General features: G+C 73.0%; 13 protein-coding genes. 5 read left to right on the forward strand and 8 right to left on the reverse strand.

Translation table 11 applies throughout. The features are described from left to right. Positions 1 to 39 precede the first annotated feature (39 nt). From WME89_RS46020 to WME89_RS46030, 3 genes are all read right to left on the reverse strand, one after another. On the reverse strand, positions 40 to 1,470 hold the full coding sequence (locus WME89_RS46020) for a YncE family protein (protein ID WP_438005888.1): 1,431 nt from the start codon (positions 1,468 to 1,470) through the stop codon (positions 40 to 42). Then, entirely contained in the window at positions 1,467 to 3,005 is a 1,539-nt protein-coding gene (locus tag WME89_RS46025) for a YncE family protein (protein ID WP_438005889.1), read from the reverse strand. The genes WME89_RS46020 and WME89_RS46025 overlap by 4 nt, the downstream gene beginning before the upstream one ends. Positions 3,006 to 3,193: 188 nt before the next feature. Further along, positions 3,194 to 3,472, reverse strand: a complete 279-nt coding sequence (locus WME89_RS46030; RefSeq protein ID WP_437504155.1) for a hypothetical protein — start codon at positions 3,470 to 3,472, stop codon at positions 3,194 to 3,196. A gap of 519 nt (positions 3,473 to 3,991) precedes the next feature. Between WME89_RS46030 and WME89_RS46035 the strand changes: the two genes are divergently transcribed. Beyond that, on the forward strand, positions 3,992 to 4,897 hold the full coding sequence (locus WME89_RS46035; RefSeq protein ID WP_438005890.1) for a fibro-slime domain-containing protein: 906 nt from the start codon (positions 3,992 to 3,994) through the stop codon (positions 4,895 to 4,897). A gap of 117 nt (positions 4,898 to 5,014) precedes the next feature. On the opposite strand, the gene WME89_RS46040 is transcribed toward WME89_RS46035, so the two are convergent. The 3 genes from WME89_RS46040 to WME89_RS46050 all read right to left on the reverse strand — a co-directional run bounded on the left by WME89_RS46040 (position 5,015) and on the right by WME89_RS46050 (position 5,933). Then, positions 5,015 to 5,263 carry a hypothetical protein gene (locus tag WME89_RS46040; protein ID WP_438005891.1) on the reverse strand — a complete coding sequence of 83 codons (249 nt, stop codon included), beginning with the start codon at positions 5,261 to 5,263 and terminating at the stop codon, positions 5,015 to 5,017. A gap of 11 nt (positions 5,264 to 5,274) precedes the next feature. Next, complete coding sequence (locus WME89_RS46045) at positions 5,275 to 5,508, reverse strand: hypothetical protein (protein ID WP_437621186.1); 234 nt, start codon at positions 5,506 to 5,508, stop codon at positions 5,275 to 5,277. 89 nt (positions 5,509 to 5,597) lie between these two features. Continuing rightward, on the reverse strand, positions 5,598 to 5,933 hold the full coding sequence (locus WME89_RS46050; protein WP_438005892.1) for a hypothetical protein: 336 nt from the start codon (positions 5,931 to 5,933) through the stop codon (positions 5,598 to 5,600). Between the two features lie 138 nt (positions 5,934 to 6,071). Here WME89_RS46050 and WME89_RS46055 point away from each other — a divergent pair, with 138 nt between their 5' ends. Continuing rightward, complete coding sequence (locus WME89_RS46055; RefSeq protein WP_438005893.1) at positions 6,072 to 7,196, forward strand: S8 family serine peptidase; 1,125 nt, start codon at positions 6,072 to 6,074, stop codon at positions 7,194 to 7,196. Positions 7,197 to 7,337: 141 nt separating this feature from the next. On the opposite strand, the gene WME89_RS46060 is transcribed toward WME89_RS46055, so the two are convergent. Further along, the gene (locus WME89_RS46060) at positions 7,338 to 9,287 is read right to left on the reverse strand and encodes a hypothetical protein (protein ID WP_438005894.1); all 1,950 of its coding nucleotides are present in this window, start codon (positions 9,285 to 9,287) and stop codon (positions 7,338 to 7,340) included. A gap of 548 nt (positions 9,288 to 9,835) precedes the next feature. Between WME89_RS46060 and WME89_RS46065 the strand changes: the two genes are divergently transcribed. After that, on the forward strand, positions 9,836 to 10,216 hold the full coding sequence (locus WME89_RS46065) for an RNA recognition motif domain-containing protein (RefSeq protein WP_438005895.1): 381 nt from the start codon (positions 9,836 to 9,838) through the stop codon (positions 10,214 to 10,216). A 147-nt stretch (positions 10,217 to 10,363) separates the two neighbouring features. Here WME89_RS46065 and eno read toward each other — a convergent pair whose 3' ends face one another. Beyond that, positions 10,364 to 11,659: a phosphopyruvate hydratase gene (gene eno / locus WME89_RS46070; protein WP_438005896.1), complete on the reverse strand. Its 1,296-nt coding sequence runs from the start codon at positions 11,657 to 11,659 to the stop codon at positions 10,364 to 10,366. 336 nt (positions 11,660 to 11,995) lie between these two features. On the opposite strand from eno, the gene WME89_RS46075 reads away from it, so the two are divergent. After that, positions 11,996 to 12,637 carry a DotU family type IV/VI secretion system protein gene (locus WME89_RS46075; RefSeq protein ID WP_438005897.1) on the forward strand — a complete coding sequence of 214 codons (642 nt, stop codon included), beginning with the start codon at positions 11,996 to 11,998 and terminating at the stop codon, positions 12,635 to 12,637. After that, a complete protein-coding gene (locus WME89_RS46080) occupies positions 12,634 to 13,728 on the forward strand; it encodes a type VI secretion system protein (RefSeq protein WP_438005898.1) in 1,095 nt (364 codons plus the stop codon). The genes WME89_RS46075 and WME89_RS46080 overlap by 4 nt, the downstream gene beginning before the upstream one ends. Positions 13,729 to 14,037: the final 309 nt, after the last annotated feature.

The following is a 14,037-nucleotide window of genomic DNA, read 5'->3' on the forward strand; positions in this document are numbered from 1 at the left end:
TGCGCTGCCGCCGCCTCCGTGCGCATGCGCTGCCGCCGCCTATTGCTGCTCGAGCACCGTGATGGAGCGGTCCCAGTACGAGGCGACCACCGCCCGGGTGCCGTCCTTCGAGACAGCCACGGCGCACGCGCCCTTGCCGGTGGGCAGCGACGCGACGACCCGCGGCGGGTCGCCCGCGATGACCGCGACGCCGCTGCCGGCCGGCGGCCACTGGGCCCCGCCGAGCGCCACGAAGAGCGTCCTCCGGTCGGGCGACGTCACCCCCGTCCGCGGCTCCCCGCGGAGCGGCAGCGTGCTCTTCACCGCCATCGTCGAGAGCTCGATGACGCTCGCGGTCCGCCCCTCGGCGTTGAGCGTGATGCCGTACCGGTCCTCGTCGAGCAGGAAGCCGGCGGTCGGCCCGACGCCGACAGGCGCCTTCCTCGTCTCGGTCACCCCGGCGACGCTCAGCAAGATCGCCGTGTTGGACAGCCGATCCGGGAAGAACACGGCGCCCCCGTCCCTCGTGATGTCGCCCTCGCGCGGCTCGCGCCCGACCGCGATGCTCCGCCGCGTCGCGCCGAACGGCGACTCGCTCGGGTCGAACAGGTCGATCCAGGCGCCGGCCGGCCGGCCGGCGTGCGTGAGCGCGCCGAGCGCCGCGATGTACGGGCGGCCCTCGGCCTGCACCAGGAACAGCTGCCCCGTCGCGTGCGGGAGCGTGATGTTCGCCAGCCGCACCCCCGTCGGCAGCTCGAACTTCGTCACGCGCTTCGTGTCCGTCGTCGCCGCGACCACCGTCCTGCCGTCCGGCAACGCCACGATGTCGCCAGGGGTCCGGCCGACGTCGAGCAGGACCGGATCGCGGTCCCACGCGGTCGTGTCCATCACCGGGATCCGCGCGGCGTCCTCGTGCCGCAGCACCGCGACGTACCGGTCGAACAGGAGCCGGATGTGGTCGCCCTGCGCCGGCATCGACGCCTTGTGGATGAGCTCGCCGCTCTGGAGCTTGTACTCGCGCAGCGAGGCGTCGTCGGCGCTGACGTAAATCGACGTGCCGCTCGGGCTGAAGACGACGTCGAGCGGGTGGACGTCGCCGATCCGGAACTCGCGGGCGCGCCAGCGGCCCTTCGCGTCGGCGGACGGCGGCGTCGTCGGCGCGCCCTCCGGGCTGTCCGGGCCGAACGCCGCGGGGTTCGGCGCGTCGTCGGCCACGCCGGACGACGGCGCGGCGCCCTCCGGCGTGAGCGCCGTGAGCGGCGGGGCCTCGCCGACGGGCGACTTCAGGCTGGTCACGGTGGCGATGATCACGGCCGCGACGCCGCTCGCCACCGACACGGCGGCCCGCGCCAGGCGCGGCTCGCGGCCCGACAGCGACGCGGAGGACCCGCGGGGACGCTCGCCGAGCCACGCCTTGCAGGCGCGGCACTTGCGCGCGCCCTCGACGATCCGGGCGCCGCAGCTCGGGCACGGGACGCGTCGCTCGCTCATTGCAGCACCCATGCGACCTTGGCGCGATCGCCGAGCGCGAGCGCCGAGCCGCCGTCGGGGGCGAGCCGGATCCGCGTCGGCTCGCCGCCGAGCGGGTGGACCGTCGCCGCGTAGCTCTTCAGATCGACGAGCGCCACCGAGCCGGCCGCGTCGCCGCTCAGCGCGACGACCGCCTGCGCGCCGTCGGGCGCGACCGCCATGTCGAGCGCGCGGCCGGGGAACGTGACGGCCCGGATCAGCTCGCGCTTCGACAGGTCGAAGACCTGGAGCGCGCGCCCCTCGTTGCACCGCACGACGGCGCGCCTGTCGCTCCGGACGAGCTCGATCTGCTCCGGCTCGCGGCACGTCGTGATGCGCGCCTCCTGCCGCACCGCGCCCGACGGCAGCCAGGTGAGCGGCACCAGGGTGTTCTCGGCCCGGAGGGCGACGAAGCCCGCCGAGCCGTCCGGGCTCATCAGCGCGCTGGCCGGGTTGCCCACCATCGAGGTGCGCACGCGATCCTGCTCCGAGCCGAGCCGGCTCGGGTCGAACGGGTACGCGACGCCGCCCGACGGCTCGCGCTGGCCGGACAGCGGGAGCTGGCCGGTCGTCGTGATCGCGCGGGTGCCGCTGTCGTCGACCGCCACGGGGCCCACGGCGTCGTCGCCGAACTGGATGCGCTCGATCTCGGCGTGGTACTCGGTCGCGAGGATCGCCACCGCGTGCGCCGCCGGCAGCGAGGCGAGCGCGCGCCGGCCCGAGGCGCCGACGACGACGTCGCCCACGGCCTCGCCGAGCTCGATCGTCTTGAGCAGCCGCGTCGTGGCGGCGTCGATCACGTAGATGCGCGAGGGCGCCGTCGCGTAGACGACCTCGCCCACGCGGTAGAGGCGCCGCACGTTGGGCGCCTCGGTGACGAGGCTCAGCGCCTCGCCGGTCCTGGAGCTGCGCACCTCGAGGCCGGCGTGCAGCGCGACAGCGAAGCGGTCGCGGTCGAGCGGGAGCGCGTCGAAGGCGTCCTTGGGGAGCGAGAATGGCCCGGTGATCGTGGGCGCGTCGACCAGGTGGCCGACGTTGTTCGGGCGCTGCCAGACGCAGCGGCCGAGCTGGCACGCCTCGCCGCTCCAGCAAGGCGCCCCGCACACGGGGGCCGGGGGAGGGACCGGCGACGCGGCCCGCGACGGCGAGAACCGGCCGGGCGCCAGGTAGCGCAGCGCCCCGCCGGTGCTGATGAGCCCGAGGATCGCGCCGAGGGTGACGAGCGGGCGCCAGTGCAGGGACAGCCAGCTCGCGTCCGGGGGGGCGTCGGGGACCGAGGGGGCGCGCACCGACCTCTTCGGTACGTCGGTCGGCTCGCGGCACTCGGGGCAGAGGGCGACGCCGGCGGCGATGCGCTCGAGACAGACAGGGCAAATCGCCTCACTGGCGCTGGGCGGCCGGGTCGACGGCGCCTCCGTCCACTCCGGCGATGGGCTCGCCTCGGCGGCGTGGCGGGCCTCCCGCGCGTCAGCGGCGCTGGAGCCAGGCTCGATATCGCTCCGCGTCTCGTGGTCCACTGCGCACCTGCGTCTCTCCGTGAGCGGTCCTCGCGTACTCCGAGCGTGCCCGGATGTCGAGCCCCTCGTGCCGGAGCACCAGCGACGGCTGTGAACGAGATGACGGGAAGTCGCGACGCCTCCACGGAAGGCGCGCGGGCGGGGTACGAGACGCAGGCGCTCAGGCGAGCATGGCTGTGGTCGCCAGCTCAGGAGTCGGCCGGCGGACGCTGGATGGCCGAAGCGTCGTCGCTTGCATCGCTGTAGTCCGACTGCCCGACTGGCTCGCGCCCGTCCTTCGGCGCGGACGGCGTGTTGGCCGCGGGCCGGTCCGCATAGGCCTCGTCCCGGGGATCTGCGTCTTCGTCGGGCGGCGCGCCCGGCGGATCGAGCCCGGGGCCGTGCCCGATCTCCTCGGAAGGCGTCCCCTCGCCTGCCCCGCTCTGTGTGGCCGTCCGCCCCGCAGCGTCACCTTGTTGATCGCTCATCGTCGCTTCCTCCTTCCACATCACGTGCTCAGCGTTCCGTTCGACATCCTCGACGTCCTCGACGTGCTGTATGCAATCCAGCGTCCAGGCCCGCCGACGCGCCTGGCGGAGGAGGTCGCTCCCGGCGCCGGGCACAGCCACGCACACGCGGTCGAGCCCGGTCCGCGGCGCCGCGGCACAGGCCGCGCCGTGGCGCAGGCGGACCGCGCTCGCTCGGAAGGTCGGCCCGCTCGATGGTCCTCGGAGACCCGACCGGACGGGCATCAACATGCCGACCTGCACCGGGACGAGCGGGAGAACGTATGGGATCAAACAATTTCAGCCCTCTGGGCCCACCGGCCTCCGACCACGATCGCCCGGCGTGCCTGGACGATAGAAAATGCCAGCCACAGCAAACCCAATCGCGTGTTGGATATGTGCATTCCGGCGGATGACGCATTACGTCAACACGCCAGGATGGTGCCAATATGCTACTTTGCCGCCGGGGCTTGGGACGACATCTTAAGAGCGAGGTCGGCGATGAAGGCGATGAAGACGGCGGCGGGTTGCGTGGCGGCACTTGCGCTCGTGGGAGCGCTGAGCGGGTGCAGCGCAGAGGCGAATCAGAGCAGCGGCGGGGACTCGTCGTCTGAAGCCGCCGGTGGGCCTGGCGGGCCTGGCGGGACCGCGGGGCCGGCGGGGCCCGGCGGGACCGGGGGCGCCGACGAGAGCTTCGGCTCGGTCAATCCCAGCACCACCGGTAGCGGTGGAGGGACCCCCGGAGAGAACGGGCAGGAGAACGGGGAGTCGTGCGACGGCAAGTTCACCGGTCGGGTGCGCGATTTCAAGGAAGCCCACCCCGACATGGAGCCGCAGGACTCGGGCAAGTGCTCGAACTGCGACGACCACGCGATCGTCTCCGACGTTCTCGGACAGGACCTGAAGCCGGTCTACGCCGGCGGGGCCGAGGGCACCACGACCACGACCGGCCAGGCAAACTTCGACATGTGGTTCCGCGATATGGATGGCGAGAACATGCCGATGAACGTCACGCTCCAGTTCGAGGACCCCGAGGGAGACGGCGTGTGGACGTACAATGACCGGGAGTTCTTCCCCATCGATGAGCAGCTGTTCGGCAACGAGGGGCGGCCGCACAACTACCACTTCACCTTCGAGATGCACATGGGCTTCGAGTACAAGGGCGGCGAGCAGTTCACGTTCGCCGGCGACGACGACGTCTTCACGTACATCAACGGGAAGAAGGTCGTCGACCTCGGGGGCATCCACGCCGAGCAGACCGAGATCGTCAACCTCGACGAGCTCGGGCTCGAGATCGGGAAGAAGTATCAGCTCGACTTCTTCTTCGCCGAGCGCCACGTGACCGACTCCCACTTCCGGATCGACACCTCGATCGAGTTCATCAACTGCGGCGTCGAGGTGAGGTAGGGCCGGGCGGCGGGCGATGGGAGCGCGCGGCCGCGAGCGCCTCGCGCGCCCGGCGCAGCCCGTCGAGCGCCCCCTCCCCAGGTGCCCCCTCCCCGCCCCTGCAGGGCGGCGCGGCGGTCAATCAGGACAGGCGAACTGCGGCGGGAAGCTCTGGAGCACCGCGCAGTCCGCGCCGCACTCCCGGTGACACTCCATGCAGTCGTCGTACGCGGCCTCGTCGGACGTGGCGACCTGGCCGACCAGAGCGTCGCACGCCGCCCTCGCGTCCTCGTCATCGTAACCGCCGCCGCAGCCGAGCGCGGCGCCCCCGAGCGCGACCGCGGCGAGCGCCGCGAAGGCCCATGAACCTGCCCTGCGCTTGCTCATGATGCTCCCGGTCACTCCGCGCAGGTGAAGGTCTGTGGGCAGGCCGCCGACGGCTCGCAGTCGTCGCCGCACTCCTCGTAACAGCTCACGCACGCGCCATGGCTCTCGTCGTTGGAGCAGGAGGGCACCGCGTCGCGCAGCTGATCACAGCGCTGCTGCGCCTCTTCCGTCGAGAACCCCCCGCAGCCGGCCGCGAGCGCGACCAGCGAGAGCAGTACCGTGCCAATCCCCAGCCATCGAGCCATCGTCGCCTCCCTTCGAGCCACCCGAGCCTATCCGAAGTACCACGGTGAGGCCCGGCTTTCCGCGCCGCGCGCTCAGCCGCGCCGCCCCCTCAGCCGCGCGGCGCGAGCGGCGCGAGCGGCGCGAGCCCGTACGTCCCGGCGCCGCTCACCTGGATCCACGCGCGCACCACCTGGATCGGGCGCCCCGCCCTGGCCACGGCGGCGGTCGCGTCGCCGAGGTCGCGCGCGCACGCGGCGTGCAGGTCGTCGGTCGTCTCGTGGTCCTCCGCGGAGCGGCGGATCCAGACCGCGGTGGGCGGCATCGGCGCGCCCTCGTGCCTGTCCTGCCAGCGCCTGCCGACGAGGTGCGCCCGCAAGAGCTTCCTCGCGTCCGGGGGCGTGTCCGGGTGAAGCTCGTAGACCATCGTCGCGATGAATGACCTCATGCGCCGAGCCTGCCGGAGCGGCGCCGGCCCGTCCAGGAGGCGGCCAGCGTCGGTCAGCGTGTCAGCCCGGCGGGCGAGCGGGCTCGCGCGGAGTTCACGCGAGCCAGGGGAGCGAAACGGTGAAATAGTGTCGCGCCGATGTCCCCGAGCCACTTCGACCCCCGGCGCATCCTGCCCATCGCGGACCGGCTGCACGCGGATCCGGGCTACGCGGGCCGGGGCGTCACCATCGCCTTCCTCGACTCCGGCTTTCACGCCCACCCGGACCTCGTCACGCCGCGCAGCCGCATCCTCGCTTACCACGACATCTTCTCGCCCGAAGCAGACCTCTCGGCCCTCGAGCACCGGGACGCCTCGTCGTGGCACGGGATGATGACCTCGGTCGTCGCCACGGGGAACGGCGCGCTCTCGGACGGGCGCTTCCGCGGGCTCGCCTGGGAAGCGAGCCTCGTGCTGGTCAAGGTCGGCTCCGCGCACCGCATCGTCCATGACGACATCCGCAGGGGCATCGAGTGGGTGATCGCGCACCGCGAGCGGTACGGGATCCGCGTGCTCAACATCTCGTGCGGGGGCGACTACGAGGAGTCGTACCTCACCGGCAGCCTGTCGCGCGCCGCCGACGACGCGACCCGGCACGGCATCGTCGTCGTGGCGGCCGCGGGCAACTCCGGGCACGACGCGGCGCACAACGTCCTTCCGCCGGCCAGCGCGCCGAGCGTCGTCGCGGTCGGGGGGCTCGACGACGGCGGCGCCGGGGAGCAGACGTGGAACTACCACTCATCGTACGGGCTCACGCTCGATGGGCTGCAGAAGCCGGAGATCATCGCGCCGGCGATCTGGCTGGCGGCGCCGATCCTGCCGGGGACGCCGACGGCGGCGCAGGCGCAGCTCCTGTCGCTGCTCGACGGCGCGCGGGACGACGAGCTCCCGGGGCTGCTCGTCGAGCACGCGTGCGTCGATCCGGACCTCGACGCCGTCGCCGGGCGCGAGCCGTACCTCGTGCGCCAGCTCGCGGCGGCCAAGCTGCGCGACCAGAAGGTGATCTCCGGCCACTACAAGCACGTGGACGGGACGAGCTTCGCCGCGCCGATCGTGAGCAGCGTGGTGGCGCAGATGCTGGAGGCGAACCCGCGGCTCTCGCCGCAGCAGTGCCGGCGCATCCTCATGAAGACAGCGCGCGGGCTGCCCGGCATCGCGCTCGAGCGGCAGGGCTGGGGCGTGGTGCAGCCCCGCGCCGCCGTGGCCGCGGCGCGGGCCGCCTGAGCGGCGCGCACGCGAGGCCGCGGACCGCCTCGCGCGCGCCGCGCTCCGCCGCTCCGCCGCGGCGCCGCGCTCCGCCGCGGCGCCGCGCTCCGCCGCGGCGCCGCGCTCGGCCGCGCCGCGCTCGGCCGCGCCCGGCTCTCGTCATTGCGGCACGGGGAGCGCCTTCTCGGCCCATTGCGGGATGTGGTTCCCCGTCGGATCGGCCATGTCGTCGTTCTGCTGGGGCATCCACACCGGGGCGAAGCTCGGGTCGCCGTCGATCTCGGCGCCCGGCGCGAGCGTCACGGCCGCGAACCAGAGCTGCGGCTTGGATGTCCCGTCGTTCGACCCGGGCAGGCGCAGGCCATAGGGGCGCCGCGACGAGAACGCGACCCAGTAGATGTTCTTTCCACGGTAGGTGTCGTGGCTCGGCCCGAAGCGCGGCCACGAGTTCGCCCAGGTATCGTCGCCGTTCGCCCGCGCGAGATCGACGGGCGTGTCCCCCTCGACCGGGATGATCCGGAGGCGCGCGGAGTTGTCGTCGTAGGAATCGCACGGGTCGTTGCCGTAGGTCCCGTTGCCGAGCGGCCCGTCGCAGCGCGAGGTGTTGAACACCACCCAGGCGCCGTCGTCGGAGATGGCAGGGTAATAATGGGTCCGGTCCTGCTCGCGCGGCACGAGGGCCCTCGGCGCCTCGAACCCGCCCGCGCCGTCCGCGCCCGCGATGAGGATCTGCGCGCCGCGGACCGTGTCGCCGTAGAGCTCGTCGCCCGCGCCGTTCTCTCCGGGCTGCCACGCGACGAAGGCGAGGTGCTTGCCCTCCGGCGACCAGAACGGCTGCGTCAGCCGCTCGGGCTCGTCGCCGAACAGGTCGCCGAGCGACTCGAGCGTCTCGTCGGCGCGCCGGAGCGTGAGCCCGCCGCGGAAGGCGTTGACCATGAGCGCGCCGTCCGGGGAGAAGGCGGTCATCGTCGCGAACCCGTCGGGGTCGGTGTTGCGGAGCGCGATGATGTCCGCGGTCGCGACGTCCACCAGCGCGAACGAGGAAGGGCCGCTGCCGCCGAAGGTGAGCGCCATCTTGTCGCCGGCCAGCGCGAGGGCGTGGCAGCCCATGCACGGCATCTCCTGCCCGTTCGCGAGCGGCGGCGACTGCTCGTTGTCCCAGAACAGCTCGGGCGGGCTCGACGCGTCGTCGAGATCGTACCGGTAGATGGCGGCCGACTGGAGCGAGGTCCCGTTGGTGCGCCAGTAATACAGGCCGCCGGAGAGCGACGCGCTCGCCCACCGGACGTCGATCGCCGCGCTCTCGCCGAGCTCGCTCCCGTCGTCGGCGGCCAGGCGGACGCGCGTCTCCATCGCCTCGCCCTCGCTCGCGCTCACGAGCAGCGGGACCAGATCCGCGGGGAGCGCCATGGCGCACCCGTCGGTGTCCCGGATCGGGTCGCAGGCGCCGACGAGCCGCAAGTCGATGAAATCACCCGTTATTTCGATGCGACCGACGCTCTGCCCGGCGCTGCCCCGGCGCACCTGGAGCTCGACCGTGCCGATGTTCGAGGGGAAGAGCGCGCCGTCGAGCGGATAGGCGATGGCGGGGGCGTTCGCCGCCTCGGGCGCGCCGTCGAGCGCGGCGCTCGCCCCGGAGGGCGCGCCGGGCAGCGCGATCTCGCCGGCGAGCTTCACCGTGACCTCGGCGCTCGCCGCGATCGGGCCGTCCGCGGCGGTCACCCGGACGCGGCCGGGCGAGGCGGTCGTGAGCCGCCCGGCTTCCACGTGGGCGAAGAGGTCGTCGGCGCTCCAGGCCACCCGGTCGGTGACGTCGCGCTCGGAGCCGTCCTCGAACCGGCCGATCGCCTCGAGCTGCACGGCAGCGGGCTCGCCGACCGCGAGCTCGACCGAGGTGGCGCCCGGCTCGACCCGCAGCGAGACGAGCCCCTCCACCGCGCCGCTGCTCGAGGAGCCACCGCCGCCGCCCTGCGCCCCGCCCGTCGACGTGTCCGTCTCGCCGTCCGAGGAGCACGAGCACGCCCCCCCGGAAGCCGCCATCGCCGCCGCGAAGGCGAGGAGGAGCGCCCCTCGATGCACCTTGCGCGAGCCTGCCCTCGCGGAGAACACGCGTGGTCTCATGGTCTGACCTCCAGTCCGAGCACTGAACAGGCAGGCTACCAGAAGAGACGATCGGGGACATACGCGCTCGCCTCTGGCCCGCGCGCGGCGCGATCGAGCGATTTCGAGCGAATCGCGCTCGACCCAGCCGAGCTCGGCGTCAGAGAGGCCACGGAAAGATCCGTGTGTCCTCGTTGCATGAAAACGTTCTCCCTGGCGCGAGCGCGGGCGCCAGCCTCGGTCACGGGGTCGAGCGAGGCCCGTGCCCGGCGCGATCCTGCGGCCCGGATCCGCGGCCGGGCCCGCTCATCGCCAGGCAGACGCGGCCATCCAGGGGGAATACCTTGCGTACACCGTCGCCGGCCGGTAGCTTCCGAAGCGCCTCAAGGCTCGTTCGTCCTCGACCTCAGATCCGGCCGCCTGCTGCAACGTGGTTGCCTCATCCGAACGTGGGGTGACGGCCGGTCATCGGGGAGTGTTTTCGTGTACGGCCCGCGGCACGATCCGGGCCGTTCGCGAGGGAAGCGGGGATCGTGCACATGGGATCGGCGGCAGACATGAGCAAGCGGCTTTATGTGGGGAACCTGGCGTTCCATTCGACGGAAGACAGCCTGCGCACCGCGTTCGAGGGGGCAGGGGTCGAGGTTCTGTCGATTCAGTTGATGACGGATAGGATGACCGGGCAGTCTCGTGGGTTCGGCTTCGTCGAGGTAAGCGATGCCCAGGCGCAGTCGGCGATCAACGCGCTGCACGGGAAGGACCTCGACGGCCGCACCTTGACGGTCAATGAGGCGCGCGAGCGCACGGGCGGTCCGGGCGGCGGCGGCGGCGGCGGTGGGTTCCGCGGCGGCGGCGGCGGCGGCGGCGGCCGTGGCGGCGGCGGCGGCCGTGGCGGTGGCGGTGGCCGCGGAGGTGGCGGCGGGCGCGATCGCTGGTAGCCAGCGGCTAGGCAGGGCCCCCGGCGCGCTAAGCGCCGCGGGGGCCCCGCTGCGTCGTTCACGTTGACGTCGCTGACGGCGACGTCGTCACATCGACCACGTCGACCGAGCGCTGGCCGCAAGAGCGCGGCCAGCGCCGGGCTGACGCTAGCTGGCGCGCTGCGCCCCGGGGCGGCGGAACGGCGCGCGGCCGGCGAAGATCTGGCCGTCGCCGAGCGCGTACGAGATCCGGAGCAGCTGGTTGTACTTCGCGACCCGGTCCGAGCGGGACGCGGAGCCCGTCTTGATCTGGCCCGCGTTCGTCGCGACCGCGAGGTCGGCGATGAACGTGTCCTCGGTCTCGCCCGAGCGGTGCGAGATGATCGACCGGTAGCCGCCCTCGCCCGCCTGGCGGATGCACTCGAGGGTCTCCGTCACGGTGCCGATCTGGTTCAGCTTGATCAGGATGGCGTTGGCGAGCCCGTCCTCGATGCCCTTCGCGAGCCGGGCGGGGTTCGTGACGAAGAGGTCGTCGCCGACGAGCTGGACCTTCTTGCCGAGCCGCTCCGTGAGCAGCCGCCAGCCCTTCTCGTCGTTCTCGGCGACGCCGTCCTCGATCGACACGATCGGGAACGCCTTGCTGAGCTCCTCGTAGATCGCGACGACCTCCTCGCGGGTCTTCTGCTGCTTGTCGAAGGTGTACCGCTCGGTCTTCGCGTCGTAGAACTCGCTGAGCGCGGAGTCGAGCGCGACGCCGACGTCCTCGCCGGGGCGGTAGCCGGCGGCCTCGATGGCGCGCACGACGTACTCGAGCGCCGCCCGGTTCGACGCGAGGCGCGGGGCGAAGCCGCCCTCGTCGCCGACGGCCGTGACCTGACCGTCCTTCTTGAGCAGCCCCTTCAGCGTGTGGAAGATCTCGGCGCCCGTGCGCAGCGCCTCGGCGAACGACGCGGCGCCGTAGGGGACGACCATGAACTCCTGGATCTCGAGGCCGTTGTCGGCGTGCACGCCGCCGTTCAGGATGTTCATGAGGGGCGTCGGCAGGACGCGCGCCGCGGCGCCGCCGAGGTAGCGCCAGAGCGGCAGGTCGACCGTGTCGGCGGCGGCGCGCGCGGCGGCCATCGAGACGGCGAGGATCGCGTTGGCGCCGAGCTTCGACTTGTTCGCGGAGCCGTCCGCCTTGATGAGCACCTGGTCGAGCTCGGCCTGATCGAGCGCATCCATCCCGAGGACGGCCGGACCGAGGACGGTCTCGATGTTCTTCACCGCGGTGAGCACGCCCTTGCCGAGGAAGCGCTTCTTGTCGCCGTCCCTGAGTTCGACGGCCTCGTGCTCGCCGGTCGACGCGCCGCTCGGCACGGCCGCGCGGCCGGTGCCGCTCAGCGTGGTGACCTCGGCCTCGACGGTGGGGTTGCCGCGCGAATCGATGACTTCGCGGGCGATGACGCTCTGAATCTCCGACATGACCTCTCCTCAAGGGGGCCGCGCTCGCGGGTCCCCGGCTGCTCTCGAAGGGGGCTCGAGAAGCGGCGGGAGCATAGGCGCGGCCCCCCCCGGTTGTCGACGCTCCGGTGCATCTCCAGTGCATCCGCGCGCGAGGCGCCGCCTGGGCGCAGGACCGGGCGCAGAAAACGCGCGCGCCGCCGTTCGCACCGACGATGTCGCGGGATCGTCGCGCGGGCGGGCGGAGAAGCGGAGAAGCGGAGAAGGCGCGCGCGCCGTCCGTCGAGCGGTCGACCGGTCGATCGACGCGCGCCCGGGTCGACGGTCGGTGCGCGCCTGGCGTAAGCTCGCGGCCGCGTGGAAACGTCCATCGGCGTCTTCGGTGACGAGATGCTCCTCTGGCTCTGCATGCTCCGCCAGTCCCCGCGGCGGCCGCCGGCCGATCACGTGCTGCGGCAGGCGAACCTGCTGCTCGAGGAGCTCAAGGGGTCCAAGCTCGCGATGTCGCTGCCGGTGGCCTCGGTCGACGACGGCATGTTCGCGATCGCCGCGTTCGCGGACGAGCTCGCGATGTCGCTGCCGGATCTCCGGCCGGTCTGGGCCCAGCGCCCGCTCCAGGCGTCGCGGTGGATGACCAACAACGCGGGCGTCGAGCTCTTCGAGCGCCTCGGGCGCGTGCAGAGCGGGCCGCTCCCGGTGATGGCGACCTACGCCTGCGTGCTCGGGCTCGGCTTCCGCGGCCGCTACGGGCTGCCGGGGCAGAACAGCGACGATCTGCTGCGGATCCGCCGCGATCTCTCGCTGAAGCTCGGCGTCGATCCGGACCGGGACTGGAAGGCGGGGGTGCTCCGGCCGGCGCTCGTCGACGGCGTCGCGGACCGGCACGTCCCCGGCCTGCCGCTGTGGCGGTCGGCGCTGGTGGGGCGGGCGCTGGCGGCGCTCGTCGCGATCGCGGGCGCGCTGGCGCTCGGGTGGACGATCGCGCAAAGGGTCGGATGAGCGGCTCCTTCGTCTACGAGCTGGCGAGCGTCCACGCGCTGGTCGAGCAGGCCAACCCGGACAGCGCGCAGGGGATCTACGCGGTCCCGTGCTACCTCGTGCTCGGCGAGCCCGGCTCGGGCCGCTCCACGGTGGTCCGCTCGATGAACCTCACGTGGGCCCCGGGCGGCGGCCCGCTCCCGATCGGGGTGCCCGGGGCGCGGTGCTCGTACTGGCTGTCGAAGGAGGCGCTCTTCATCGAGCCCGAGGCGTCGGTGCTCGGCCCGCGGCGGCAGCCGGCCGAGCTCGTGCAGCTCTGCGAGGAGCTGCGCCGCTCGCGGGCGCGCGAGCCGATCGACGGCATCCTCCTCGTCCTGAGCATCGCCGAGTTCGTCGAGCTCGACGAGCAGGGGGTCGACGCGTACGCGAACCGCGTGCGCGCCTACCTCATCGAGGTGGGCCGCGCGCTGCGCGCCGACGTGCCGACGTACGTGGTGCTGTCGCGCTACGACACGCTCTGGGGGTTCGCCGAGGTGTTCCAGTGGACCCCGGAGCGCGGCCGCGAGGAGCCCTGGGGCTTCACGCTCCCGCTCGAGACGAGCCCGGACAAGGCGGCGCCGCGCATCCTCCAGGCGCTCGAGGGCCTGAACGCGCGGCTGGAGTCGTACTGCCTGGCGCGGGTGAGCTCGGAGGACCCGCCCGACGCGAGGATGCGCGCGTTCCAGCACCTCTCCGAGGTGCGGGCGCTGATGGCGAGGCTGCGGCAGCTGTTCGGCGTGATCGCGATGGAGAACGCGTTCGAGCGCGCGCCGTGGATCCGGGCGGTGGCGATCGGCAGCGCGCTGCCGGGCATGGGCGACCGGCTCCGCGCGGGGGTGACGCGGTTCATCAACATGGGGCTGGCGCAGCCGCCGAACGTGGCGGTCGCGCCGCGGCCGGGCGGGCTGCCGATCCACCAGACCATGAGGGCGGTCGTGCTGCCGGAGCGGGACATCGTGCCGCTCCGGCCGCGGTGGCGGGACGACCGGTTCACGCTGATCTGCTTCGTCGGCGGGCTCTTGCTGCTGCTCGCGGCGGGGCTGACGGAGCTCATCCTCCGGCTGCGAGGGTGACGCGCGTGACGCGCGCGACGCGTGCGACGATGGCCGGCGCGACGGCCGCCGGATCTCCTCCGAGGCGGCGGATCCCGCCTCCGCGCCGCGCCTGTTGAGGCGCGGCGCCGCACGCAGCGGCGCCACCCGGGCTGTTCGTCCGGTTGACAGGGCGTGTGGAGGGCTCATACGCACGCAATGGGGGCGCACATCCCACGTACGGAATCGACCTGCTGTCCGGAATGCTCGCTGCGTTGCGCCAGGGCGCGCGTCGCGCGGGCGGGCCGGAGCGGCTCCGGGTCTCGGATCCCGGCGCGGAGCTGTCCGCGC

It is taken from the genome of Sorangium sp. So ce321 (assembly GCF_051530195.1).
GTDB lineage: Bacteria > Myxococcota_A > Polyangia > Polyangiales > Polyangiaceae > Sorangium.

Bases quoted from the DNA above. Each gene is read 5' to 3' on its own strand.
- WME89_RS46065 (WP_438005895.1), top strand. From the start codon at position 9,836: ATGAGCAAGCGGCTTTATGTGGGGAACCTGGCGTTCCATTCGACGGAA.
- WME89_RS46030 (WP_437504155.1), bottom strand. From the start codon at position 3,472: ATGAGCGATCAACAAGGTGACGCTGCGGGGCGGACGGCCACACAGAGC.
- eno (WP_438005896.1), bottom strand. From the start codon at position 11,659: ATGTCGGAGATTCAGAGCGTCATCGCCCGCGAAGTCATCGATTCGCGC.
- WME89_RS46035 (WP_438005890.1), top strand. From the start codon at position 3,992: ATGAAGGCGATGAAGACGGCGGCGGGTTGCGTGGCGGCACTTGCGCTC.
- WME89_RS46055 (WP_438005893.1), top strand. From the start codon at position 6,072: ATGTCCCCGAGCCACTTCGACCCCCGGCGCATCCTGCCCATCGCGGAC.
- WME89_RS46080 (WP_438005898.1), top strand. From the start codon at position 12,634: ATGAGCGGCTCCTTCGTCTACGAGCTGGCGAGCGTCCACGCGCTGGTC.
- WME89_RS46045 (WP_437621186.1), bottom strand. From the start codon at position 5,508: ATGGCTCGATGGCTGGGGATTGGCACGGTACTGCTCTCGCTGGTCGCG.
- WME89_RS46050 (WP_438005892.1), bottom strand. From the start codon at position 5,933: ATGAGGTCATTCATCGCGACGATGGTCTACGAGCTTCACCCGGACACG.
- WME89_RS46040 (WP_438005891.1), bottom strand. From the start codon at position 5,263: ATGAGCAAGCGCAGGGCAGGTTCATGGGCCTTCGCGGCGCTCGCCGCG.
- WME89_RS46020 (WP_438005888.1), bottom strand. From the start codon at position 1,470: ATGAGCGAGCGACGCGTCCCGTGCCCGAGCTGCGGCGCCCGGATCGTC.